General features: G+C 68.4%; 15 protein-coding genes. 9 read left to right on the top strand and 6 right to left on the bottom strand.

Annotated features, from left to right (window positions below; all coding sequences use genetic code 11):
- Positions 1 to 16: 16 nt before the first annotated feature.
- Complete coding sequence (locus tag ACQEVO_RS29240) at positions 17 to 1,303, top strand: ROK family protein (RefSeq protein WP_432919637.1); 1,287 nt, start codon at positions 17 to 19, stop codon at positions 1,301 to 1,303.
- A 505-nt stretch (positions 1,304 to 1,808) separates the two neighbouring features.
- Here ACQEVO_RS29240 and ACQEVO_RS29235 read toward each other — a convergent pair.
- Entirely contained in the window at positions 1,809 to 3,416 is a 1,608-nt protein-coding gene (locus ACQEVO_RS29235; RefSeq protein WP_432919635.1) for a DUF2207 family protein, read from the bottom strand.
- Between the two features lie 316 nt (positions 3,417 to 3,732).
- Here ACQEVO_RS29235 and ACQEVO_RS29230 point away from each other — a divergent pair, with 316 nt between their 5' ends.
- On the top strand, positions 3,733 to 4,644 hold the full coding sequence (locus ACQEVO_RS29230; RefSeq protein ID WP_432919633.1) for a neutral zinc metallopeptidase: 912 nt from the start codon (positions 3,733 to 3,735) through the stop codon (positions 4,642 to 4,644).
- Position 4,645: 1 nt separating this feature from the next.
- Here the strand turns inward: ACQEVO_RS29230 and ACQEVO_RS29225 are convergent, their stop codons facing one another.
- Both ACQEVO_RS29225 and ACQEVO_RS29220 read right to left on the bottom strand, forming a co-directional pair.
- Entirely contained in the window at positions 4,646 to 5,341 is a 696-nt protein-coding gene (locus ACQEVO_RS29225; RefSeq protein WP_432919631.1) for a TetR/AcrR family transcriptional regulator, read from the bottom strand.
- Entirely contained in the window at positions 5,338 to 7,614 is a 2,277-nt protein-coding gene (locus tag ACQEVO_RS29220) for an MMPL family transporter (RefSeq protein WP_432919629.1), read from the bottom strand. Before ACQEVO_RS29220 ends, ACQEVO_RS29225 begins: the two co-directional genes overlap by 4 nt.
- Positions 7,615 to 7,785: 171 nt before the next feature.
- Between ACQEVO_RS29220 and ACQEVO_RS29215 the strand changes: the two genes are divergently transcribed.
- The 4 genes from ACQEVO_RS29215 to ACQEVO_RS29200 all read left to right on the top strand — a co-directional run bounded on the left by ACQEVO_RS29215 (position 7,786) and on the right by ACQEVO_RS29200 (position 18,773).
- The gene (locus tag ACQEVO_RS29215; protein WP_432919627.1) at positions 7,786 to 10,698 is read left to right on the top strand and encodes a DNA polymerase III subunit gamma and tau; all 2,913 of its coding nucleotides are present in this window, start codon (positions 7,786 to 7,788) and stop codon (positions 10,696 to 10,698) included.
- Between the two features lie 300 nt (positions 10,699 to 10,998).
- Positions 10,999 to 12,210, top strand: a complete 1,212-nt coding sequence (locus tag ACQEVO_RS29210) for an acetyl-CoA C-acetyltransferase (protein ID WP_432919625.1) — start codon at positions 10,999 to 11,001, stop codon at positions 12,208 to 12,210.
- Positions 12,211 to 12,248: 38 nt separating this feature from the next.
- The gene (locus tag ACQEVO_RS29205; protein ID WP_432919623.1) at positions 12,249 to 14,399 is read left to right on the top strand and encodes a 3-hydroxyacyl-CoA dehydrogenase NAD-binding domain-containing protein; all 2,151 of its coding nucleotides are present in this window, start codon (positions 12,249 to 12,251) and stop codon (positions 14,397 to 14,399) included.
- Between the two features lie 534 nt (positions 14,400 to 14,933).
- The gene (locus ACQEVO_RS29200) at positions 14,934 to 18,773 is read left to right on the top strand and encodes a protein kinase domain-containing protein (RefSeq protein WP_432919621.1); all 3,840 of its coding nucleotides are present in this window, start codon (positions 14,934 to 14,936) and stop codon (positions 18,771 to 18,773) included.
- 26 nt (positions 18,774 to 18,799) lie between these two features.
- Here ACQEVO_RS29200 and ACQEVO_RS29195 read toward each other — a convergent pair whose 3' ends face one another.
- Positions 18,800 to 20,116 (bottom strand): class I SAM-dependent methyltransferase, encoded by a 1,317-nt coding sequence (locus ACQEVO_RS29195; RefSeq protein ID WP_432919619.1) that lies wholly within the window; start codon positions 20,114 to 20,116, stop codon positions 18,800 to 18,802.
- On the bottom strand, positions 20,113 to 21,549 hold the full coding sequence (locus tag ACQEVO_RS29190; protein ID WP_432923140.1) for an FAD-binding oxidoreductase: 1,437 nt from the start codon (positions 21,547 to 21,549) through the stop codon (positions 20,113 to 20,115). Before ACQEVO_RS29190 ends, ACQEVO_RS29195 begins: the two co-directional genes overlap by 4 nt.
- 564 nt (positions 21,550 to 22,113) lie before the next feature.
- On the opposite strand from ACQEVO_RS29190, the gene ACQEVO_RS29185 reads away from it, so the two are divergent.
- Entirely contained in the window at positions 22,114 to 22,548 is a 435-nt protein-coding gene (locus ACQEVO_RS29185) for an SRPBCC family protein (RefSeq protein ID WP_432919617.1), read from the top strand.
- 172 nt (positions 22,549 to 22,720) lie between these two features.
- On the opposite strand, the gene ACQEVO_RS29180 is transcribed toward ACQEVO_RS29185, so the two are convergent.
- Positions 22,721 to 23,074 carry a VOC family protein gene (locus tag ACQEVO_RS29180; protein WP_432919615.1) on the bottom strand — a complete coding sequence of 118 codons (354 nt, stop codon included), beginning with the start codon at positions 23,072 to 23,074 and terminating at the stop codon, positions 22,721 to 22,723.
- A gap of 113 nt (positions 23,075 to 23,187) precedes the next feature.
- Here ACQEVO_RS29180 and ACQEVO_RS29175 point away from each other — a divergent pair, with 113 nt between their 5' ends.
- Together ACQEVO_RS29175 and recR are read left to right on the top strand one after the other, a co-directional pair.
- Positions 23,188 to 23,517, top strand: coding sequence for a YbaB/EbfC family nucleoid-associated protein (locus ACQEVO_RS29175; protein ID WP_432919613.1), 330 nt, complete (start codon positions 23,188 to 23,190; stop codon positions 23,515 to 23,517).
- A gap of 18 nt (positions 23,518 to 23,535) precedes the next feature.
- On the top strand, positions 23,536 to 24,144 hold the full coding sequence (gene recR / locus ACQEVO_RS29170; RefSeq protein WP_280402682.1) for a recombination mediator RecR: 609 nt from the start codon (positions 23,536 to 23,538) through the stop codon (positions 24,142 to 24,144).
- Positions 24,145 to 24,319 lie beyond the last annotated feature (175 nt).

The raw sequence follows: 24,319 nt of genomic DNA, 5'->3' as shown, positions 1-24,319 counted from the left end.
TCATCGAGGAAATCATATGGCTGTCCGTACCGCCGAACGTATCTCGTCGCAGGCTCCCGCTGTCCGCACCCGAGTTGCCCGTCCCGTCGTCCCCCCGGACCTGCGGGTCTCCGATAATCCGGCCGCGGCCGTGTTGCGTTCCGCCACCACCGGCCCGGTTTTCCGCGACAAGACCGCCCGCGCCACCGGCTTGAGTATCGCCACCGTCAACCGCCAGGTCTCCGCCCTGCTCACGGCAGGTTTGCTGCGTGAGCGCGCCGACCTCACCGCCTCGGGCGCGGTCGGCCGGCCCCGGGTGCCGTTCGAGGTGGATATCGACACCTTCGGCACCCTCGGAGTCCATATCGGTGCCGCGGCCACCAGGATCGTGCTGGCCGATCTCCGGGGCCGGATCCTGGGCGGACTCACCATCGCGACCCCGCAAACGGGCCAGGAATTCGCCGTCAAAACCGTCGCGCACAGTGCGAAAGCCTTCCTGCAACGGTGGTATCGCCGGACCCCGCTGTGGGTGGGCGTGGCCATCGGCGGCCGGGTCGATCCGACCACCGGTGTCGTCGATCATCCGAAACTGGGCTGGCAGGCGGCGCAGGTGGGCGCGGTGTTCAGCGAGGTCCTCGGATTACCGATCACAGTCGCCCCGCACGTCGAGGCGATGGCCGCCGCGGAACTGCTGCTGCCCGGTGTACAGGGGGATATGGCGGATGCCCCCGACCCGGCGGCCGCACTGCACGGGAGCAGCCTCTACTTCTACGTCCGCGAAACCGCCGGTATCTCGGTGACCCTGGACGGCCGGGTGCACACCCCGAGCAACGGCCCCGGTTCGATCGCGCATCTCCCGACCGGTTCGGACGTCGAATGCGAATGCGGCCGGCGCGGTTGCCTGGAGGCCACGGTCGGTGACCGTGGACTGCACGCACGGGCGGTCGGACGCGGAATCATCCCCGCGCACAACGGGAAAGCCAGCTCGAATATCGGTGACCTCTACCGCGCCGCCGTGAACGGCTCGGAACCGGCCCGCGAACTGCTCGCGGAACGGGCCACCGTGCTCGGCCGCACAGTCGCCCTGGTCCGAGACATGCTCAACCCCGACCGCGTAGTGCTCGGCGGCCAGGCCTTCACCACCTACCGGCCGGGCCTGGCGCATGTCGCCCGCTCGTTCAACGAGGCGACGGTCCTGCCCCCCACCGACATCCGGGTCACCGGCTACGCGTCCAAGGTGCAGGAGTTCGCCGCCGTGGTCACCTCCCTCAGCGCCCTCTACACCGACCCACTCGCCGCCCTCCGCCGCCTCCAGGCTGTGTAATTTTGCGGCGCCTTCGGCGCCGCGGGTTTTGGCCCCCCTAAGTCCCTGCTGTCAGCACTCGACACTCGCGCCTGCGGCGCGTCGCATCGAGCACTGACAGCAGGGACGGGCCAAAACCTCTCAGGGCCTCGTAAGACTCGGCACCGCCGTGGTCCCGTTCGGCTCCGGGGTTATGTGAACCTCCGAGGGCCTCATGAGACTGGGCGTCGCCGTGGTTGCGTTCGGTTTCCGGGGACTTCGGTCCTTCACGGGCCTTGGTGGACGCGGAGGCGCTGGGCGGGTAGGCGCGTGCGCCGACCACCTGCTTCGAGGGTCTCGCTGGGCTCGGCCGCGCTGCGGGGCATGGTCGGCACGGCGTGGCCGAACTCGTTGTGGTCTTGCCGGGTTCGGCCGCCGCCGGGTTCGTTGTGGATGGTTGTGGACAACTGCCGAGTGCTTCGATCGGCATGGCGATATCGTCGAGCGCTGGGTCCGCCTTCGGACCGGCCGGATCGCGGTGCCGGGGTCAGCGGGGTGGGAACAGTCCTTCGACGGCGGTGATGAAGTACGGGAAGTGGCCGGCGAAGCGGTGCAGGTCGCGGTCGCGTTCGAAACCGCCGAACCAGTACAGGCCCGGGTCGTCGTCGGCGGAGGGGTCGAGATCGCGGAAGGTGCGGACCCAGTTGTCGGCGCGGCTCCAGACGATCATGTAGGGGAGGCCGCGGGAGAACACCAGTTCCCGGTCGCCGGCCGGGATCTGCTCGGTGGTCACCTGTTCCAGGCCCTGCTGCAGTCCGCGCACCTGGCCGGTGAGGGTGCGGCCGAAGGCGGTGCGGGCGGGGAGGAACTTCTTGGCCGCGAGCAGGCCGGCTCCGGCGAGGGCGATCGCCACGCCGACCAGCGCGTGGCCGGACAGCAGCGCGGCGGCCACTGTCACCGCGGCGCCGAGGGCGACGAGGGCGCCGCCCAGCCACAGCGGGATACGGCGGCGGGCCGGATCGATGAGCGCCCCGCGGTCGACCGCGTCGGCGAGCATGGCGGCGCGCAGCGGTTCGGCCGGAAGCCGGCCTGGAGCGCGCAGTTCGGCGAGTGCGACCTCGGCGGCGCCCGCGGGCAGCAGCGCGTCGTAGACCGCACGTTCGTAGGGGCGCAGCTGTTCGTCGGCGGGGTTGACCCGGACCAGCCGCCACTCCGTTTCCCCGGTGCGACCGATCCACAGGTAGTTGCGGACCGCCAGATCGACGACGGTGGCGGCGATATCGGTCGGGTCGGCGTGCTCGTCCAGCAGTACACCCGCTTCGCCTGGGAGAATTCCGGCGGGGGAGCTGAACTGGGTACGGCCGTCGGCGCGGACCAGTGGCGGCAGCGGTTCGCCGGGCGCGGTTTGCCGGCGTGCCCAGACGATGTAGGCGGCGAGTGCGGCCAGTGCCAGGAGCAGTAGCGCGAAGGCGATGAGGACCGGCCCGGTGATCGCGAACGGTGAGTCCCCGGGGCCGGTGATATCGGCGTTGGCCGGGACCGTACCGGGCGGGATCTGCAAGGTCAGATCGACCGATTCGCCCTTGCGGAGGTTCGTCTGATCCAGGTACAGCACGCCGTCGGGTTCGATCCGCACCTGTGCGCAGGGCCGGGTCTCGCCGATAGGGCCCAGGACGCAGTCCACGATGCCCATTTCGAAACTGGGGCTGATCAGCGTGGCGTGGATTTCGGCGATATCGACATTGAGTACGCCGAACCAGCGGAACACCTGGCTGCCCTCGGCGTCGCTGACGGTGTTCTGGACCGAATAGCGGAAGGTCGATTCGCCGGGGCCGGCGTCGATGGTGAACAGGTCGTCGGCGACCTGCGCGCTACCGGGACCGGTGGTTTCGATATCGGTGACCGCGAACCGGCGTTCGGAATCCTCACTGACCTGGACCCGCAGCGGCAGGGACATGGTGAAGTGTCCCTCGGGGGGAACCGTCACCCGCTCGGTCACCTCGAGGACACCTTCGCGGCTGAGCGTCATGTCCAAGTTCAGGATCACCCCGGCGGGCTGCTGGGCCCGGGCGTCCGGTGCGCCGGGTGTGCACAGCGTGAACAATCCGGTCAAAGCGAGTAGCAGCGCCGCAGCGCCCCCCCGAAAAGTGAGCATGACTCGTAACTGTAGACAGCTTGCTATCCTTCGTCAGCGGCTGTTGGTGTTCGAGAGTTACAGGGGGTCCGGGGGCGTGACGCAACCACCTTACGGCCGTGGGCCGGTCCCTCCTGGGAGGCAACCGGTTCCGCCGCACGGCCGTCCGCCCTACGGTGCACCGCCCGCGCAACCGCATCGCCCGCCGCCGCAGGGCGGGCGCCCTGGATATCCGCCCGCCCCTGGTTATCCGCCGCCGCGGCCCGGTTATCCGCCGCGTCCGGGGCCGCCGCCGCGGGGTCCGATTCCCGGTTACCGGCCGATCGTCGCACCGCCCATGCCGCCCCCGGTTCCGCAGCGGCCGCCGCGTGGGCGTCAGCCCCGCCCCCGCCGCGGCGGCGGCCGGACGCTGTGGATACTGCTACTGATCATCGTCGTCGTGCTTTCGGCGCTGGTACGCGGCGCGTTGGATTCGGGTGGCCTGAGCCTGCTCGGACCGCAACCCGACCACAGTTACGACACCGGCGAAACCGGCCCCGCCGAAACCGCTACCAATCCGCTGCTCACCGATACCGCCGCCACACTCGTCCCCGCGAACTGCCCGTACTCCGAATGGTCGACCGACGAGGACACCGCCCGGGCGTTCTTCGGCAGCGCCGAGAAATGCCTGGAGTCGGCGTGGCTGCCCGTACTGGAGGCCGCGGGGTTGCCGTTCGAACCGCCGACCGTGCACGTTTCGGCGACCACGGACGGTATCTCCACCCCGTGCACCGGTTCCACCAGCGATTTCGCCGCCTTCTACTGTCCGGCCAACCGTACCGTCTACATGCCGATCAGCCAGTTGCAGACCGACTACTACGGCGACAACTGGGTGGTCTACCTGTCGGTGTTCGCGCACGAGTACGGGCACCACATCCAGAACCTGTCCGGAATCCTGCTGGCCGCCAACAGCGAACGCGTCGATGTGGGCGCGCAGAGCCCGGACGGTCTGGAACTGTCGCGCCGGGTCGAACTGCAGGCCAACTGTTTCGACGGGATGTATCTGGTGTCCTCGGCCGACGGTGGTTCACTGACCCAGGAGCAGATGACCGAGGCCCGCACCGACGCCGACCATCGCGGCGATCAGCGCGGCGATATGCGCGATCACGGCACGCCGGAGAACGGCGGCCGGTGGTTCGGGCTGGGTGTGGAGCACAACCGGACGGCCCAGTGCAATACCTTCACCGCGCCGGACGACGCGGTCAGCTGAATCAGCCGGCAGCCGGCCCGGATTCGCCCATCCGGGCGCGGAATTCCACCACCCACCGGGCCTTGTCCTCCGGTGTCGCCGCGGCGCCGATCAGTTCGTTGACCACATGCCCGAAACAGGCCGCGTCGAGCACCCGTTCCGCGACGGCCATCGGTTCACCCCACGGTAGATAGGGTTTGGCCAGCAACAGCGAGGCGATACCGTGCGCGGCGGCCCACAGGTCGAGTACGACCGGGGTGGGGTCGCCTGGGCGGATGAAGCCTTCCGACATGGCTTCTTCGATGGTCTCGGCGAAGTACCGGAACGCACCGCTGGACAGCACCATATCCACCGCTCCCCGGCCGGAGGTCGGGACCGTTGCCAGCCGGTACTGCTCGGGGTGGTCCAGCGCGAACCGGACGTAGGCCAGGCCGAGCCGGCGCATGCGCAACGTGGGTGGTTCCGCCGGATCCACCGCATCGTGCATCGCGGTGTTCAACGCTTCGAACACCTCCGCGACCGCGGCGTCGATCAGCGCGTCCTTATCGGCGAAATGCCGGTAGATCGAGGGCGGGCTCACCCCGACCGCCTCCGCGACCGCGCGGATGGAGACCGCGCCGACGTTGCCGGTTCTTTCGAGCAGTTCCCGGGCGGCGGTGAGGATCTCCGCGCGTAACCGGCCGCCGGAGCCGCGCGGAGATCTCGGCCGCCCGGTCATACGCGCACCGGTGGTTCGGCGGTGGCCGTACGCTCATCGGCCTCCTCGCCGAGACCGAACCGGGCGTGCAGCCGGGCCAGCGGTTTCGGCGCCCACCAGTTGAGCGGGCCCATCAACCGCATCAGCGCCGGGACCAGCAGCGCCCGGATGAGGGTGGCGTCGGCGAGGACCGTCAGCGTCAGACCCAGCCCCATCAGCTGGATGAACGACACCTTGGAGGTGGTCAGGGCACCGATCACGATGGCCATCAGCACGGCCGCCGCGGTGAAGATCCGGCCCGTACGGGCCACGCCGATGGCGACGGACTGGGTGTTGTCCTCCGCGGCGAACTCGTTCCCGGTACGGCCTGCCCGCCGGCGCAGCCATTCCTCGCGGATCCGGGAGAGCAGGAACACCTCGTAGTCCATGGACAGACCGAAGGCCAGGCAGAACATCAGGATCGGCATGGTCGGCACGAGATAGCCGACGGCGGTGAAACCGAGCAGTCCCTCGAGATGGCCGTCCTGGAAGATCCACACCATGGCGCCGAACGCGGCGGTCAGCGAAAGGGTGTTCAACAGGAGAGCTTTCAACGGCAGGAGCACGCTGCCGGTGAACAGGAACAGCACCGCGAACGTCGTCAGGATGATCAGCAGCCCGGCCAGGGGGAGCCGGTCGGCGAGCGCATCGAGCGAATCGTCGTTCATCGCCGCCGCGCCGGAGAACAGCGGGGGTGCCGGTGCGGGTACCGAGCGGAGTTCCGCCAGTTGGTCGCCGGCGGCCGGGGAGAACGGGTCGAGCGAGGAATTGACGGTCAGATACGTGCCGGTGTCGTTGGCCATCCCGGGTGGAGTGGGTGCGAGCCGGTTGCCGGATACATAGACCCCGGCACTCGACAGCACGCCGCTGACATCACCGACCTCGGACAGCCGTGCCGCGTAGGAGCCGACGGCGTTCTCGTCGTGGTAGCCGTCGAGCACGATCGTGGTGTTACCGCCCGGATCGGCGCGCGGGAATTCGGCGCGGACCTCGTCGCCCACCTGCCGGCTCGCCGCCGTGGTCGGCAGTACCCGTTCGTCCGGATAACCGAATTTCACCGAGAGGAACGGCGACCCCAGCGCCAGCAGTAGTGCCACGATCACCACGGAAACCGGGACCGCGAACCGCATCACCCGCAGCACCAGCCGGTACCAGCCGGTCTGCTCCGGCACCATGGCGCCGAGCGGAGCCGGTTCGCGGCCGAACAGCCGCAGCAGTGGGGCGCGCAGGTCCAGGGCGTTCACCCGATGGCCCAGCAGTACCAGCGCCGCGGGCAGCACGATCACCGAGGCGGCGGCCGCGGCCACCACCACCGCGACCCCGGAGTAGGCGAACGAACGCAGGAAGTACAGGTCGAAGACCAGCATCGCCGACAGCGACAGTGCCACGGTGAGCGCGGAGAACAGTACGGTCCGGCCGGCGGTCTGCAGGGTGCGTACGGCGGCGGCGCGGGGGTCGCGGCCGTTCGCGAGTTCCTCCCGGAACCGGCTCACGATGAACAGGCTGTAGTCGATGGCCAGCGCCAGGCCGAGTGCGGTCGTGAGGTTCATCGCGTAGATGGATACGTCGGTGAACAGGGTGAACAGCCGCAGGATCGCCAGGGTGGCGGCAATCGCGAACAGACCCACCAGCAGCGGCAGCGAGGCGGCGATCAGGCTGCCGAATACGAGTACCAGCACGATCAGGGTGAGCGGAATAGCCGCGGCCTCGGCGACCGCCAGATCGTGGGTGATCTGCTCGTTCACCTCGTGGAAGGTCGCGGCGGCACCGCCCGCGCGCACGGTGACCCCGTCGGCGCTACCGGTGACCTGTGCGCTGAGCTCGCCCGCGGCTTCCTGCATCTGAGTTTCGTCGCCGTCCAGGTGGACCGCGATCAGCCCGGATTTGCCGTCGGTACTGCGCAACGCCGAGGCGACCGCGGGCGAGGGTGCGGTCCAGTACGACTGGATCTCCGAGGCGTCCTGGTGCCCCCGGATCGTCTCGATGGCGGCCAGCGCCCGGGCCCGCACGGCCGGCGAGTCGACTCCTTCCGCGGAATCGACCAGCAAGATGTAGTTGGGCGCGGCACCCTCGAAGTTTTCCGCGACCAGGTCGCTGGCCCGGATGGATTCGGCGTCCGCGGAGACGAAGCCGCCGGATTTGAGCCCCGATGCCGCGGTGGCTCCGAAGACGCCGCACAACAATGCGACGACCAGCGCGCCGGCGAGTATCGCCCGCGGGAATCTCGTAACGAATTGCGCGATGCGGATCAGCATGAGCAAGGCCCCCGGCTCGTAGGTTAGTGGCGTTAGCGTAACGCTGTTAACTCTCGATGGGAAGGGTGGAATTCCGCGGCTCGGCGCCGCCGGTGCCCGGCGCGCGATTTTGTCAGGCCCCTTGCCGGGCCTCGGGCCCCGCGCGTCGGAGCGCGCCAATAGACTCGCCCCGTGGCTCTGTACCGGAAGTACCGACCGGCAACGTTCGCTGACGTGGTGGGCCAGGAGCATGTCACCGACCCGCTGTGTACCGCGCTCGATACCGGGCGGATCAGTCATGCCTATCTGTTCTCAGGTCCGCGGGGTTGCGGTAAGACCTCGTCGGCCCGGATCCTGGCCCGATCGCTGAACTGCGTCCAGGGACCCACCTCGACGCCGTGCGGGACCTGCGCGTCCTGCGTTTCCCTGGCGCCCGGCGGTGGGGGGAACCTCGACGTGATCGAGCTCGACGCCGCCAGCCACGGCGGTGTGGACGACACCCGCGAACTCCGCGATCGCGCGTTCTACGCGCCCGCCGAATCCCGCTACCGGGTGTTCATCGTCGACGAGGCCCATATGGTGACCACCGCCGGCTTCAATGCGCTGCTCAAGATCGTCGAGGAACCACCGGCCCATCTGATCTTCGTTTTCGCGACCACCGAGCCGGAGAAGGTGCTGCCGACCATCCGGTCGCGCACCCACCACTATCCGTTCCGGCTGTTGCCGCCGGCCACGATGCGCGGCCTGCTCGGCGATATCTGTGAACAGGAACAGGTGCCGGTGGAAGAGGCGGTATATCCGCTGGTGATCCGGGCCGGTGGTGGATCGCCGCGAGACAGTCTGAGCGTTCTCGACCAGTTGCTCGCGGGCGCCGGTAGTGACGGCGTGACCTACGCGCGCGCCGTCGCACTGCTGGGGGTGACCGATGTGGCGCTGATCGACGATGCGGTCGACGCGCTGGCGGCCGGTGACGGGGCGGCGCTGTTCCGCACGGTCGACCGGGTGATGGAGGCCGGGCACGATCCGCGGCGTTTCGCGGTGGACCTGCTCGAACGCCTGCGTGATCTGATCTTGATGCAGGCCGTGCCCGATGCCACCGAACGCGGCCTGGTCGCCGCCCCCGGCGATCTGCTGGACCGCATGCGCGACCAGGCCGCCCGGCTGGGGCCGGCGACGCTGACCCGCTCGGCCGAACTCCTGCACGCCGGGCTCGGCGAGATGCGCGGCGCGACCGCGCCCCGCCTGCTGCTCGAGGTGGTGTGCTCGCGGATGCTGCTGCCCGCCGCCGACACTTCCGAGGCGGCGACCCTGCAGCGGCTCGAACAGCTGGAACGGCGGGTGGCCTCCGGCGCGGTCGCGGCCCCGGCGGGACCGGCTCCTGCTTCCGCCGATCAGCCCGCGGCGCCCGCCCGCCCGGCCGCCGATCCGTCCCGCCGGCGTGGGGCCGAGGCGCTGGCCGCCTTGCGGGGGTCCAAGGGGACCGAGCGGCCGGAGTCCGCAACCGCCGCGAGGGCGTCGGCGGAAGGCGCGCATACGCCCGCGGGCGAAGGTGCCGGTCATCGCGATCGCCGTCCGTCCGCCGCCGGTCCGTCTATGGAATCCGCCGGCCCCGCAGCGCATTCCGAGACCGGGGGTACCCACACCGCCGGACGTGGTCCGGAGAACACGGGTGGAACGGCGGCCGGTTCCGGCGGCCCGGATCGTGCGGGCACCGGGAATGACGATCGCGATCACCCGGCTGCCGATCGCGGTCGTGCCGTGCCCGCTGCCGATGAGGTCGATGGTCCACGGACAACCGGTGACGGTGAGCGTATGCCTGCGCCGGTCGCAGGCGGAACCGCGGAGAACCGCGCCGGTGCTGTCCGGCCGGAATCCGAATCGTTCCCGGAGGCCGGGCGCGACACGTTGTCCGCCGGGCCGGATGGAACTTCGGTTGTACCGGGTGAACCCGCCACCGGGCCGAGTGGATCTCCCGCCGGCCCGGCCGAACCCTCGGCTGGGCCGAGTGGATCTCCTGCGGGTCCGAGCGGACCGCCGGCTGGGCCGCGCGGGTCTTCTCCTGCGTCGAGTGTGCCTTCGGAGGATCGGAGGGCGCCTTCGGCTGCTCCGGCAGGATCTCCTGCCGGATCGGGTGATTCTTTCGATGGGCCGGGTGGATCGCAGCCCGGTCCGGGTGGAGCTTCCGCTGGTCCGGACGGACCGGATGCGGAGCCGGATGGACCGGCGGGTGACCCCGAGTTGCTGGCGGCCGTGGAGGCCGCCTGGTCCGATATCAAGATGAAGGTGAAGGAGTCCGGGGCCACGCTCGGCGCGATGCTCACTTCGGGCGCGTCCGTCGCCGGTGTCGAACGGGGCGAGATCGTGCTCGCCCACCACGCCGCGCTGGTGCAGCGGCTGTCGCAGCCGCAGCCGCTGTCGGTGGTGCGGTCGGCGGTCGCCGCGGTCCTCGGACGGGAACATCCCGTGCGGTGGGTGGTCGCGGGCCAGCAGATCTCGCGGGGTCCCGGCGGCCGGGAGCGGGGCGGGCGGCGCTCCGGGGACACCGAATCGGGAGATTCCGAAGGGAGTCGCCGAGGCGGGCCGCGGCGATCCTGGACCGGACGGCCGGGGAGTGCGGCGGCCGAGTCCGGCGCCTCGGGGCCGGCGGGAAGTTCCACCACCGAGCGTGAGGCGGATACCACCGGCACCGCGGTGACGGGACGACCCGGCGGTCGCGGCGAGGGCGAGCCGAACCGGACGGCGAGTGGATCGGGCCGGAAAGCGGGGAGTGCGCCGCGGTTCTCGCGGCCGAGTCAGGCTCGTGGCGGTGGTCCGGCGGCTGCCGGGGCATCGGGCTCGCCGGGGGCCGGGAATCCGGGCCCCGGGGGAGCCGGGAACCCCTACGACGACATCCCGCCGCCGGACTATCCGGACCTACCGGACGATCCGGGCCCGGACGATTACGGTTACGGATCGGGCGCCGTTCCGCCTTCCACGCCGGAGGAGGAGCAGGAGATGTTCGAGGACGCCGCGCGGCCGGTTGCGCCCGAGCATCGGCGCGATCCGGATGAGGTCGCTCTGGAATTGCTGGCCAGTGAGCTGGGCGCCACCCCGTTGAACGGTTGACAAGCACCGGTTGGACCGCGTTAAGTTAACCGGAGTTCGCATCCGGCGGTACTATGGGCGGGTGGCTGCGGACTCCCGTGGGACGAGGTTCTATGGTGGGCCGTGACGAGCGGTCCGCCGGATACCCGTCCGCTGGTTCGTGCCGTGGTTTGTACAGCGTATGCCCGCGCGGGTTTTTCCGGCCCGTCAGCGCTGCCAACTGAATACGGACGGTCGGTCGAACGGCCGGTCGGCGAGGTAACTCGCGTCTGCTCCGCCAGGGTGCGGCGCGGGCGTATTCCTAGGAAGGAACACTCCGATATGACCACAGAGGCCTACATTTACGAGGCCATCCGCACCCCGCGCGGCCGCAACAAGAAGGGGTCGCTGCATTCGGTCAAGCCGATCGATCTCACCACTGGCCTGGTGCAGGAGCTGCGTAACCGCTTCCCGAATCTCGACGAGGACCGTATCTCGGACCTCATCCTGGGTGTCGTGTCCCCGGTCGGCGACCAGGGTTCCGATATCGCCCGCACCACCGTGCTGACCGCCGGCCTGCCCGAAACCGTCGGCGGCGTGCAGATCAACCGCTTCTGCGCCTCCGGCCTGGAAGCCGTGAACATGGCCGCCCAGAAGGTGCGCTCCGGCTTCGACGATCTGGTGCTCGCCGGTGGTGTCGAGTCGATGTCGCGGGTGCCGATGGGTTCCGACGGCGGTGCCTGGATGCTCGACCCGGCCACCAACTACGACACCTACGTCGTCCCGCAGGGCATCAGCGCCGACCTCATCGCCAGCATCGAAGGCTTCACCCGTGAGGACGTCGATGCCTACGCCGTGCGTTCGCAGGACCTGGCCGCCAAGGCGACCACCGGCGGTTACTTCGCCAAGTCCATCGTCCCGGTCAAGGACATCAACGGCCTGACCGTGCTGGACCGCGACGAACACATGCGCCCGGGCACCACCGTGGAGGATCTGGCCAAGCTGAACCCGTCGTTCGCCGGGCTCGGTGAAATGGGTGGCTTCGACGCGGTGGCGCTGCAGAAATACCACTTCGTCGAGAAGATCGAGCACGTCCACCACGGCGGTAACAGCTCCGGCATCGTCGACGGTGCCGCGCTGGTGCTGGTCGGCACCGAAGAGGCCGGTAAGGCCTCGGGCCTGACCCCGCGCGCCCGGATCGTCGCCACCGCCACCAGCGGCGCCGACAGCACCATCATGCTCACCGGCCCCACCCCGGCCGCCAAGAAGGTGCTGGCCAAGGCCGGTCTGAGCATCGACGATATCGACCTGTTCGAGATCAACGAAGCCTTCGCCTCGGTGGTGCTGAAGTTCCAGAAGGATCTGCAGATCCCGGACGAGAAGCTGAACGTCAACGGCGGCGCCATCGCCATGGGCCACCCGCTGGGCGCCACCGGCGCGATGATCACCGGCACCATGGTCGACGAACTGGAGCGGCGCAACGCCCGCTACGCCCTGGTCACGCTGTGCATCGGCGGCGGCATGGGTGTGGCCACCATCATCGAGCGGGTCTGATCCCACCGGTCACTGATTCAACAAGGAGACACAGAGCTGTGAGCGAAGCCAACATGATCGGTTGGGAGAAGGATTCGGACGGCATCGTCGTGCTGACGATGGACGACCCGAACCAGGGCGCCAACACGATGAACGACCTCTACAAGAAGTCGATGACCGCGACGGTCGACCGGCTCGAGGCCGAGAAGGACGACATCACCGGTGTCGTGCTGACCTCGGCGAAGAAAACCTTCTTCGCCGGTGGCGACCTGAAGAACATGATGCAGGTCGGCCCGGACAACGGCCCCGAACTGATGGCCGAACTGACCGAGATCAAGTCGGCGCTGCGCCGCCTGGAGACCCTCGGCAAGCCGGTCGTGGCCGCCATCAACGGCGCCGCGCTCGGCGGTGGCCTGGAGATCGCGCTGGCGACCCATCACCGGATCGCGGCCGATGTCCCCGGTTCGCAGATCGGCCTGCCCGAGGCCACCCTGGGCCTGCTGCCCGCGGGCGGCGGCGTCGTCCGCACCGTGCGCATGCTCGGCCTGCAGACCGCGCTGATGGGCGTGCTGCTGCAGGGCCAGCGCAACAAGCCGGCCAAGGCCAAGGAGATCGGCCTGGTCGACGAGCTGGTCGGCTCGATCGAGGAATTGGTTCCCGCCGCCAAGGCGTGGATCAAGGCCAACCCCGAGGGCGGCGTACAGCCCTGGGACAAGAAGGGCTACAAGATCCCCGGCGGCACCCCCGCCAGCCCGGCGTTCGCCGCGAACCTGCCGGCTTTCCCGGCCAACCTGCGCAAGCAGCTCAAGGGCGCCAATATGCCCGCTCCGCGCGCCATCATGGCCGCGGCGGTCGAGGGCTCGCAGGTCGATTTCGACAATGCGTCGCTGATCGAATCCCGTTACTTCGTGCACCTGCTCACCGGGCCGGTCGCGAAGAACATGATCCAGGCGTTCTTCTTCGATCTGCAGACCATCAACAACGGTGGTTCGCGTCCGAAGGATGTGCCCAAGCGTGAGATCAAGAAGGTCGGTGTGCTCGGCGCGGGCATGATGGGCGCGGGTATCGCCTACGTTTCCGCCAAGGCCGGCTACGAGGTCGTGCTCAAAGACGTCACCATCGAGGCGGCCGAGCGCGGTAAGGGCTACTCGGAGAAGATCGAGGCCAAGGCGCTGTCCCGGGGCAAGACCACCGAGGAGAAGTCCAAGGCGCTGCTCGACCGGATCAAGCCGAGCGCCGATGTCGCCGATTTCGACGGCGTCGATTTCGTGATCGAGGCGGTCTTCGAGAGCACCGAGCTGAAGCACAAGGTGTTCCAGGAGATCGAGGACATCGTCACCCCGGACGCGCTGCTGGGCTCCAACACCTCCACCCTGCCGATCACCGGCCTGGCCAAGGGTGTCAAGCGCGAGCAGGACTTCATCGGGATCCACTTCTTCTCGCCGGTCGACAAGATGCCGCTGGTCGAGATCATCAAGGGTGAGAAGACCTCCGACGAGGCGCTGGCCCGGGTGTTCGACTACACCCTGGCGATCAAGAAGACCCCGATCGTCGTCAACGACAGCCGCGGCTTCTTCACCTCCCGCGTGATCGGTACCTTCGTCAACGAGGCGATCGCCATGCTGGGTGAGGGCATCGAGCCCGCCACCATCGAGCAGGCCGGTTCGCAGGCGGGCTACCCGGCTCCGCCGCTGCAGCTGACCGATGAGCTGAACATGAAGCTCATGCAGAAGATCGCCAGGGAGACCGAAGAGGCCGCCAAGGCCGGCGACGCCGCCATGGGCACCGAACGGCACCCGGCCATCGACGTGGTCGACTACATGGTCGAACAGGGCCGCCCGGGTCGCCTGGAGAAGGCCGGTTTCTACGAGTACGACGAGAACGGCAAGCGTCTCCACATCTGGCCGCAGCTGCGGGAGCACTTCAAGACCACTCGTGACTTCACCGTGCCGCTGCAGGATCTGATCGACCGCATGCTGTTCGCCGAGGCCATCGAAACCCAGAAGTGCTTCGACGAAGGCGTGCTCGAGTCCACCGCGGACGCCAATATCGGCTCGATCTTCGGTATCGGGTTCCCGGCCTGGACCGGTGGCGTGCACCAGTTCATCGTCGGCTACCCGGGCGGCCAGGAAGCCTTCGTGGCCCGCGCCGACGAGCTGGCGAAGAAGTACGGCAAGCGCTTCGAGGTCCCGGCCTCCCTGCGCAAGTAGGTTTCGGCCCGGCCCCAGCGGCCCGGACCGTACAGCCGGTAGAACACATAACCCGTCCCACCAGGTGTGGGGCGGGTTATGTCATTTGATGCCCCGGTCTCCTTGTCCACAGCCGTCCCCAACGCGCTCCGCGGCAGCGCCGTGTCCACCGAGGCACTCGAAGTGCACAAATCCCGAAATCGAACGTAACCACGGCGGCGCCGAGTCCACCGAGGCACTCGGAGGACGCCATAACCCGGAACCCGAACGCAACCACGGCGGCGCCGAGTCTTACGAGGCCCTGAGAGGGTTCGGCCCGTCCCTGCTGTCAGCGCTCGATGCGATGCGGCGCAGCCGCGAGTGTCGAGCGCTGACAGCAGGGACCAAGGGGGCCGAACCCCGCGCCGCCGGAGGCGGCGCAGATAAGCACAGACACGCGGCGGGAGGTTAATCCCGCCCATAGTGGGATACACCGCGCTACGTTGGAAGTGGATACCGAACGGCCCCGCGGCGTTTTCCACCGCAGCCGATTCGTTACGAGTGCGAGGTGGTGATATGACTCCACGAACGCGTTCGGGCCCGCAGGGCCGCGAATCGGAAGACTCCTACCCCGGGTCCGCCGGTGCGTCGCGACACGCCGATCCGAAGAGCGCCGGTTTCGATACGGCCGGTCCCGAATCCGCTGTGCCCGAAACCGTCGATCCCCCGTCTGCCGATCCCGAAGCCGCGGAACCCCAGTCCCCGGAGCCCGGTGCGACCGGTCGCGGGCCCGCGGTCCCGGAGCCCACGATGGCCGTCCCGGGGCCCGGCCCGGAGGTGGCCGAACCGGAGCATATCGTCGAGGACCTGGCCGCTATGGGGCTGACCGAGGCGCAGGAGATCGGGCGCGGTGGGTTCGGCGTCGTGTACCGGTGTGTGCAGCGGGCGCTGGACCGGGTGGTCGCGGTGAAGGTGCTGTCCTCGGATCTGGACCCGGAGAGCCGGGAGCGGTTCCTGCGTGAGGAGCACGCCATGGGCCGGCTGTCGGGGCATCCCAATATCGTCGACATCCTGCAGGTGGATGTGACCGCCGGCGGGCTGCCGTTCATCGTGATGCCCTTCGCCACGCACGGTTCGCTGGAACGTCTCATCCACGATCTGGGCCCGCTGAGCTGGGCCGACACCCTACGCGCCGGAGTGAAGCTGGCCGGTGCGATCGAGAGCGCGCATCGCACCCGGATTCTGCATCGCGATGTGAAACCGGCCAATGTGCTGCTCAGTTCGTACGGCGAACCCCAGCTCACCGATTTCGGGATCGCCCGGATGCCCGGCGGTTTCCGCACCTCGGACAGCCAGATCACCGGTTCCCCGGCGTTCACGGCACCCGAAGTGCTCAAGGGGCAGGAGCCGACGGTCCGCTCCGATGTATACGGTCTGGGTGCGACCCTGTTCGCCCTGCTCACCGGGCACGCCGCGTTCGAGCGGCAGGCGGGGGAACGGGTGGTGGCGCAGTTCCTGCGGATCACCACGCAGCCCGTTCCCGATCTGCGTGAGCAGGACATTCCCGCCGATGTCGCCGCGGCCATCGAACAGGCGATGGCGCAGGACCCGCGGGAGCGGCCGGCCTCCGCCTACGAGTTCGGGGAGATGCTGCGGGCGGTGCAGGCCGCGCACGGTCAGGTGCCGGACGAGATGGCGCTGCTGGACCCGGAGATCACCGCGGTGGAAGCCGGACCGCCGGTGCACGAGCGCCCGGCTCCCGCGGTGACGGCGCGGCGCAGCTGGCCGCTGCTACCACCGACGGCGTCCGGCCGGCTCGGTATCACGGGCCCACGCGCGCGCACCCCCGAGGCCGGACCACGGGCCGATACGGGGCAGGTGGGTGAGCGGCCGCGGTCGCCGGCCACGCTGCCACCGAGTCCGGCCACGAAGTTCCGGCCCCCCACCCCGCCGCGCGAGCCCGTGCGCCGGCCACGGCTGCTCGATATCCTGCGCGAAGGTGTGGAATGCCGGCTCACCGTGATCCATGCGCCCGCCGGCTTCGGGAAGAGTGTGCTGGCCGCGCAGTGGCGCGACGAACTCGAGTCCCAGGGGCTGCCGGTCGCCTGGATCGGAATCGACAGCGGCGACGACAACGAGGTCTGGTTCCTCGCGCATCTGATCGAGGCCATTCATCGAGTGCGACCCGATATCGGGGCCGGGCTGGGACAGATGCTCGAGGAACGGCCCGCGGATACGGTCGCCTTCGCGGTGTCCAGCCTGATCGACGAATTGCACACCAGCGGAGAACCGGTGGTGGTGATCATCGACGATTGGCACCGGCTCACCGATCCGGGCGCGCACCGGGTGCTGACGCGGCTGCTGGGCAGCGGCTGCCACCACCTGCGTTTCGTGGTGACCAGCCGCGACCCTTCCGAACTGCCGGTAGGCCGGATGCGGATGAACGACGAACTGGTGCAGGTCGATTCCGCGCAGCTACGGCTCACCCGCGCCGAGGTCGGCGAGATCCTGGTACGCCGCAACGGATTCGCGCTCGACGACGGGCAACTGGACCGGCTGTATGCCGCCACCGACGGCTGGCCTGCCGCGATCCAGCTGATCAGCCTGGCGCTGCGGGACGACCCCGACCCGGCGAGCCTGGTGGAGCGCCTGTCCGAGGGCGGACACGGTATTCGTGAATATCTGGCCGAGAACGTGCTGGACACGCTCGAACCCGAGATGCTCGACTTCCTGTCCGCCATCGCGGTGGCCGAACAGGTCAACGGTGCGCTGGCGATCGCGATCACCGGTAACTCCGAGGGACCGCGGCTGCTGGAGGAGGCCGAGCGGCGCGAACTGTTCGTGCGGCATATCGACGAGGAACCGGAATGGTTCCGGATGCAGCCGCTGTTCGCCGAATATCTGCGCGCACGCCTGGACCGGAACGATCCCGGCCGGGTGAAGACGCTGCACCGCCGCGCCGCCCGCTGGTATGCCGAACATCAGCTGTTACGCCGCGCGGTGGACCATTCGCTGGCCGGCACCGATTTCAAAACCGCCCTGGATCTGCTCGAGAACGGTGGTATGGACCTGATCGACGGTTCGCGGGTGGCGACCCTGCTCGGCTCGGTGTCGAAACTGCCCGTCCAGCAGGTGGCTTCGCGGTCGAAGCTGTTGATGGCGGTCGCGCGGGCGAACGTGAACCTGCAGCAGTCCACGGCGGCGCGGTCGGCGCTGAACCGGCTGTCGAACGCGCTGTCGCGAAGCCCGGAGGGCGACGGTGAGGTGCGTAAACAGCGCTGCCAGGCCGATGTGCTGGCGGCGGCGGACGAGATCTCGCACGATCGCTGCGCCGGCGTGCTCGATCAGGTGGACGAATCGCTACAGCATCCCGACGAACTGCCGGCCTGGACGGTCGCGACGGCAGCCAATATCCACGCCTACGTCCGGATATGCGAATTCGACTATCGGGCCGCGAGCGAAATGCTGGAGTGGGCGCGGCCCTATCAGGAGCGGTCCCGGGAGCCGCTGGGCGAGATCTTCGCCTGGTGCGGCCGGGGCCTCATCGCCTACGAGCAGCTGGATATCGCGACCGCTTCCGCCGCCTACCGGCAGGCGTACAAAACCGCGCAGCTGCGGGCGGGGCCGCGGTCGCACGGGGTCCGTGCCGTCGCCGGGCTGCTGGGCGAACTCGAGTACCGGCGGGGCGATCTGGCCGCGGCCGAGGAACTGTTCGACGAGAGCTATCAACTGGTGGCGCGGGTCGGCCCGATCGAATCCTTGATCGCCACCATCGTGACCGGCGCCCGGGTGAAGGCCCTGCGCGGTGATCTGCCGGCCGCGGCGGTGCGGCTCGCCGAGGGGGCGCGGATCGCCGCCGACCACCAGCTCACCCGGCTGGGTGCGCAGATCCGGGCCGAGCAGTTCCGGCTCGGCGCGCTCCCGGCCGACCGGGGTTCGGAAAGCACCGCCGGCGGCGCCCGGAACATCATCGAACCCCGGCGGGTGCTCGAAACGCCCGCACCCCCGACCGCGCTGGACACCGAGGCGGGCGAGATCGCCGTCATCCGCTCGTTGCTGACCGGCGATGCGCGCCAGGACCACGAGCGCGCCGCGCGGCACGCGCGGGCGCTGCACGGCCGTACCCGGGAACAGGGCCGGCCCCGTGCCGGTCTGGATATGTCGCTGCTGCTCGCCGAATGCCTGGCCGCCGCGGGATGGGTCGGTGAGGCGGCCGCGCTGCTGGCACCGGCCGTCGCCACCTGCGCGGAACTGGGCTGGACGCGGCCGCTGCTGGACGCCGGCCCGGCGGTCCGCGAGATCATGCAGGTACTGCGCGACGATCTGCCGGTGACCACCCCGGAAGGAAAGGACACGGTCCGCACGCTGGGTGAGAACCGTGTCCCGATCCGTTTCCTGGACGAACTACTGAGCTGAACGCTGCCGCGCCGAGCGTCGGCGCGCTACGGCGTCCACCAGGGCCGCAGCGGCACCTCGGGCCGGCCGGAGCTGCCCAGTTTCACCCCGAGCACCTGGTGCAGCTGCACCACATTGCGTTCGAAGCCCAACCGGCTGCCCGCCATGTACAGGCCCCACACCTTCGCGGTGCCCTCGCCGGCCTCGGCCACACACGCATCCCAGTTGGCCACCAGGTTCTTGCACCATTCGGCGAGGGTCAGCGCATAGTGCTCGCGCAGGTTCTCCTCGTGCAGCACCTCGAGCCCGATGTTCTGGATCTCGCTGATGATGCGGCCCGAACCGATGAGTTCCCCGTCGGGGAAGACGTAGCGGTCGATGAAATCGCCGGCCTTGGTGGTGCGGGTGTTGTCCGGGCGGGTGATGCAGTGGTTGAGGAACAGCCCGCCCTCCCGCAATTTGCTCTGGATGAACCGGAAATAATAGGGGTAGTTGTGGACCCCGATATGTTCCGTCAGCCCGATCGAGGAGACCGCGTCGAATTCACCTTCGGTGACGTCCCGGTAATCCGAATGCCGCACCTCGGCCAGATCGCTCAGGCCTTCCTCGGCGATCTTCTTCTGCGCCCAGGAGGCCTGCTCGGCGGACAGGGTCGCGCCGATCACCCGGACACCGCGTTTCGCGGCGTAGCGCACCATCCCGCCCCAGCCGCAGCCGATATCGAGCAGCCGGTCGCCTTCCTTCAGCCGCAGCTTCTCGAAGATGAGCCGGTACTTGTTCTCCTGCGCCTGCTCCAGGGTCCAATCCCGCTCGCCGTAACACGCGCAGGTGTAGGTCATGGACGGGCCCAGGACGTACTCGTAGAAGGTGTTCGAGACGTCGTAGTGGTGATGGATGGCCTCGGCGTCCCGGGTCTTGGAATGCCGTAACCCCTCCAGCGCGATCCGGCGCCAGCGCGGCAGGGTTTCCTGCGGTGGTGGCGGCACCGGTCGCAACCGTTCCCAGCCCAGCGAGCGGGCGATCGCGACCAGTGACAGCGCCGACGGACGTTTGAACTTCAGGTCCGTCATCGCCGCGAGGATTTCGTAGGGATCGCCGGGATGCACGCCCGCGGCGTCCATATCCCCGGAGATGTAGGCACGGGCCAGGCCGAGATCACCCGGTGCGTTGGCGAGGTAGTTGATGCCGCGCGGGTTGCGGATCTCGAGCGCGAAATCGGAATCCACCGGGCCGGTGGTGCTGCCGTCGTAGGCGGTCAGCTTGATGGGAACATCGCCGTCGACCAAGGTCTCGACCACTTCGGCGATACTGAGCCGGGTGCCCAGATCCGCGAAAGCATCGGATCTGTCCTTGAATGTCGTCATTTGCGTTGCACCGCCTTCGAATACAGATCCAGCAGGCGCTGGCCGGGATCGTAGCGTTCTTTCAATTCTTTGTATCTCTCACCGCCGTAGAGGGCGGCAAATTCCTCGGGTCCGTAATAAGAATCCGAGTACAGGGATTTGTGTCCGTCGAATTCGGTGACGGTTTTCTCGATGGCACGGTTTGCTGCACCATCTATCCGGCCGGGCGATTTCGGCACCGCCGACCAGAAACCCATGTTGACGTACGTGCGCCCGGTCCGCAGCGGATACAGCGGCCACGGCTGGTCGCCGGCCGCGGCACCGGTATCGCGCAACCGCAAGGGGCACAACCAGACGGGTTCGATCGGAATTTCGCGCAGGAACCATTCCATGAAATCCGCGGTGCGTTCCACCGGGACCTCGATATCCTGCACCACCCGCTCCTGCGGCGGATTACCCTTGCGTGCCTCGAGCTTGTCGCCGATGTTGTAGCGGCGGTCCAAGGCGACCAGCTTCCAGTAGAAACTGCTGCGGCGGTAGCGTTTCGGCCAGAACCGGCGGATCTTCGGATTCTGCGTACCGAACGCGCGCGAGCACCAGAACCAGTCGGTATCCCAGCGCCACAGGTAGTCGTGGATGGTGAGCCGGTCCCGTTTCGGCTCCGGGCCCTCGTGCTGGATGGACCGGTAATAGATATCCATATCGGTGTAATCGCTGACCGGCCCGGGCTCGTCGGTCTGCCGCCCGAGGGTGAGATAGCTTTCCCCCGCGCTGAAGACGACCCCGTCGAGATAGTCGACCGCTTCGCCGTCGTGACTGCGGTCGAGCACGATCCGGTCCAAGGTGGCCTCGAGTTCGCGCAGATCGCGGAACCGCAGGTGCCGCAACGCCACATAGGGCTGCACGGTTTCCAGTTCGATCTTCAGCCGGGTGGTGTAGCCGAGGGTGCCGTAGGAGTTGGGGAAACCGCGGAACAGCTCGGCATCCGGGCCGTCCGGGGTGATGGTGACGATCTCGCCCGCCCCGGTGAGCACCTCCATCTCCAGCACGGATTCGTGCGGTAGACCGTTGCGGAAGGAACTGGACTCGATACCGAGCCCGGTGACCGCGCCGCCCAGCGTGATCGTCTTGAGCTGCGGAACCACCAGCGGCGCGAGCCCGTACGGGAGGGTGGCGGCCACCAGATCCTCGTAAGTGGTCATCCCCGCCACCTCGGCCGTTTTCGCCTGGGGGTCCACCTCGATCACTCGGGTCAGCCCCGATACATCCAGCCCCGGAGCCGTGTTCTTCGCCCGGGCCCGGAACAGATTGGAAGTTTTCTTGGCCAATCGCACATCGGCATCCGCCGGGATGGCGCGATAGCTCGCGAGTAGGCGATCCACGCCTGCCCGATATGCGGCGAACCCGGATTCATTTGCGGCCGGACCGTGGCCGGCCTTCCCCAACAGACTCATTGCCACGTCTAGACGCTAGTCCTCCCTGGTCTCGATCGGCCACCGCGGGGGGAGTATCAAGAACAAAACGTCACATATCTGTGTCATTGGCGGCTGTGTTTTTGGTGCCGCCTCCGGCGGCACGGGTTTTGGCCCCCCTTAGTCCCTGCTGTCAGCACTCGACACTCGCGGCTGCGCCGCATCGCATCGAGCACTGACAGCAGGGACGGGCCAAAACCTCTCAGGGCCTCGTAAGACTCGGCGCCGCCGTGGTTGCGTTGGGTTTCGGGGTTATGTGAACCTCCGAGGGCCTTGTAAGACACGGCGCCGCCCTGGTTGCGTTCGGTTTCGGCGTTATGTGGACTTCCGAGGGCCTCGCTGGACTCGGCGCCGCCGTGGGGGGCGTTCGGGGCGTGGTCTGCCGATTCTTTGGCCGTATTGTCCTATTTCTCGTTGTTTCGAATGCGTTTGTCAATTGGTCGGTTTTGCGCCGGTTGTCCGTAATTATCGGGCTGGCGCGGCGGTCGCTACGAACACAGGGCAGGATGGGGTTGTCAGAACTCATCCTGGATAAGGAGTGTCATCGTGGGGCAGGTCAAGGCCGGTAGTTCGATCGACGTCGCGGCGGATCCGCAGCGCACGCTCGCGGCGATCACCGACTACACCGAAGTGCGGCCGAGGATCCTTTCCGAGCAGTACCGCGACTACAAGGTGGTGGAAGGCGGCCAGGGCGACGGCACCGTGGCCGAGTGGACCCTGCAGGCCACCGAGAAGCGCGTCCGCAACATCCGGGCCCAGGTGTCGGTCGCCGATCTCGTGGTCACCGAGAAGGACGCCAACTCCACGCTGGTCAACACCTGGACGGTTATCCCGTCGGGCTCCGGTTCGACCGTGCGGCTGGAAACCACCTGGCAGGGCGCCGGCGGTATCTCCGGCATCTTCGAGGGCATCTTCGCCCCGCTGGGCCTGCGCAAGATCCAGGGCGCGGTGCTGGCGAACCTGAAGCGCGAACTGGGCTGATATCGCCCGGCTCCGGCGCGGACGGCCGCACTTACTGCGTGCGGCCGTCCCGCCCGGGCGAATCGGCCGGGACGGGCTACGTAACTCTCGGCTGCCACCGGATGGGCGAACGGTTGCGCCACGTTACCCGGCCCGGTTGCGTCGTGTTCCCGCTCCCGTGCGGTCGCCCCGCTCAGGAGTGGGTGGCGATATCGAAGAGGTTGCCCTCCGGATCGGCCAGCGTGGCCCACTGGAAACCGTGCTCGTCGAAATCGCCGATATGCTTCGCGCCCAGCGCCACCGCCCGCTCGACCTCCGCGGCCAGATCGGTGGCCATCAGATCCAGGTGAACCGAATTCTTACCCGGTGTCCGGTCGGGCACCTGCAGGAACATCAGCGGCGGTGTCATCCCGGAGTCGCGTCCGACAGTGGCGACGTACTCGCTGGCATCCGGGTCCACCGAATGGTCGAGCAGGCGCGCGTAGAAATCGGCCAAGGCGGCGGCATTCGTACAGTCGAACGTGGCGGCGGCGATGGTCGGGGCCATATGTAGTCCTTGTCCTCGAACGAGTGGTTGCCCGCATCATGCACCGGCCCACCGACAACAAAGCGCATTACCGCACTAGGCTGAACCGTGACCCGTCCGTAGAGAGGAATGCCGTGCAGCCCGATGGTCAGTTCGATATGCAGCAGTTGCTCCAGCAGGCCCAGCAGATGCAGGAGCAGGTGATGGCGGCGCAGGCCGAGATCGCCGCTGCCGAAGTGGAGGGGCAGGCAGGAAACGGCCTGGTCAAGGTGACCATCAAGGCCACGGGGGAGATCGTGTCGCTGACCATCGACCCCAAGGCGGTGGATCCCGACGATGTGGAAACCCTGCAGGACCTGGTGATCGGGGCGATCAACCAGGCAATGGGCAACGCGCAGGAGCTGGCCGCCGAGCGGCTGGGTCCGCTGGCCGGTGGCGGCGCCCCGGGCCTGCCCGGCTTCTGAGACGTTCCGGGAAACGCGGTGTACGAGGGTCCGGTTCAGGATCTCATCGACGAACTGGGCAAACTTCCGGGCGTCGGCCCCAAGAGCGCCCAGCGGATCGCGTTCCACCTGTTGCAGGTGGAACCGCCGGAGATCGACCGTCTACAGGCGGTACTGCAGAAAATCCGCGACGGTGTGCGGTTCTGTGCCCAATGCGGCACCGTCGCCGACGGCGAACTGTGCCGCATCTGCGCCGACCCACGCCGGGATCGCAGCATGATCTGCGTGGTCGAGGAGCCCAAGGACGTCCCGGCCATCGAACGCACCCGCGAATTCCGCGGTCGCTACCACGTGCTGGGCGGCGCGCTGGACCCGCTCAGCGGTATCGGCCCCGAACAACTGCGGATCCGGGAGCTGCTCACCCGGATCGGCAACCAGGACGACGGGGTGGACGTCACCGAGGTGATCATCGCGACCGACCCGAACACCGAGGGCGAGGCCACCGCCACCTACCTGGTCCGCATGCTGCGCGACTTCCCCGGCCTCACCGTCACCCGCCTGGCCTCCGGCCTGCCCATGGGCGGCGACCTCGAATTCGCCGACGAACTGACCCTGGGCCGAGCTTTTTCAGGTCGCCGCGCGCTGTAATGTTTTGCGGCGCCTTCGGCGCCGCGGGTTTTGGCCCCCCTTGGTCCCTGCTGTCAGCACTCGACACTCGCGGCTGCGCCGCATCGCATCGAGCACTGACAGCAGGGACGGGCCAAAACCTTTCAGGGCCTCGTAAGACTCGGCGCCGCCGTGGTTGCGTTGGGTTTCGGGGTTA

This window comes from Nocardia sp. CA-290969, assembly GCF_050936135.1.
In the GTDB taxonomy this organism is placed as follows: domain Bacteria; phylum Actinomycetota; class Actinomycetes; order Mycobacteriales; family Mycobacteriaceae; genus Nocardia.
Note: the sequence above shows the minus strand (reverse complement) of the source record. Positions and strands in the feature narration are given on the sequence as shown.

What these genes read in the sequence shown, in the direction of transcription:
- ACQEVO_RS29240 (WP_432919637.1), top strand. Translation starts at nt 17, where the DNA reads ATGGCTGTCCGTACCGCCGAACGTATCTCGTCGCAGGCTCCCGCTGTC.
- ACQEVO_RS29235 (WP_432919635.1), bottom strand. Translation starts at nt 3,416, where the DNA reads ATGCTCACTTTTCGGGGGGGCGCTGCGGCGCTGCTACTCGCTTTGACC.
- ACQEVO_RS29230 (WP_432919633.1), top strand. Translation starts at nt 3,733, where the DNA reads ATGCCGCCCCCGGTTCCGCAGCGGCCGCCGCGTGGGCGTCAGCCCCGC.
- ACQEVO_RS29225 (WP_432919631.1), bottom strand. Translation starts at nt 5,341, where the DNA reads ATGACCGGGCGGCCGAGATCTCCGCGCGGCTCCGGCGGCCGGTTACGC.
- ACQEVO_RS29220 (WP_432919629.1), bottom strand. Translation starts at nt 7,614, where the DNA reads ATGCTGATCCGCATCGCGCAATTCGTTACGAGATTCCCGCGGGCGATA.
- ACQEVO_RS29210 (WP_432919625.1), top strand. Translation starts at nt 10,999, where the DNA reads ATGACCACAGAGGCCTACATTTACGAGGCCATCCGCACCCCGCGCGGC.
- ACQEVO_RS29200 (WP_432919621.1), top strand. Translation starts at nt 14,934, where the DNA reads ATGACTCCACGAACGCGTTCGGGCCCGCAGGGCCGCGAATCGGAAGAC.
- ACQEVO_RS29195 (WP_432919619.1), bottom strand. Translation starts at nt 20,116, where the DNA reads ATGACGACATTCAAGGACAGATCCGATGCTTTCGCGGATCTGGGCACC.
- ACQEVO_RS29190 (WP_432923140.1), bottom strand. Translation starts at nt 21,549, where the DNA reads ATGAGTCTGTTGGGGAAGGCCGGCCACGGTCCGGCCGCAAATGAATCC.
- ACQEVO_RS29180 (WP_432919615.1), bottom strand. Translation starts at nt 23,074, where the DNA reads ATGGCCCCGACCATCGCCGCCGCCACGTTCGACTGTACGAATGCCGCC.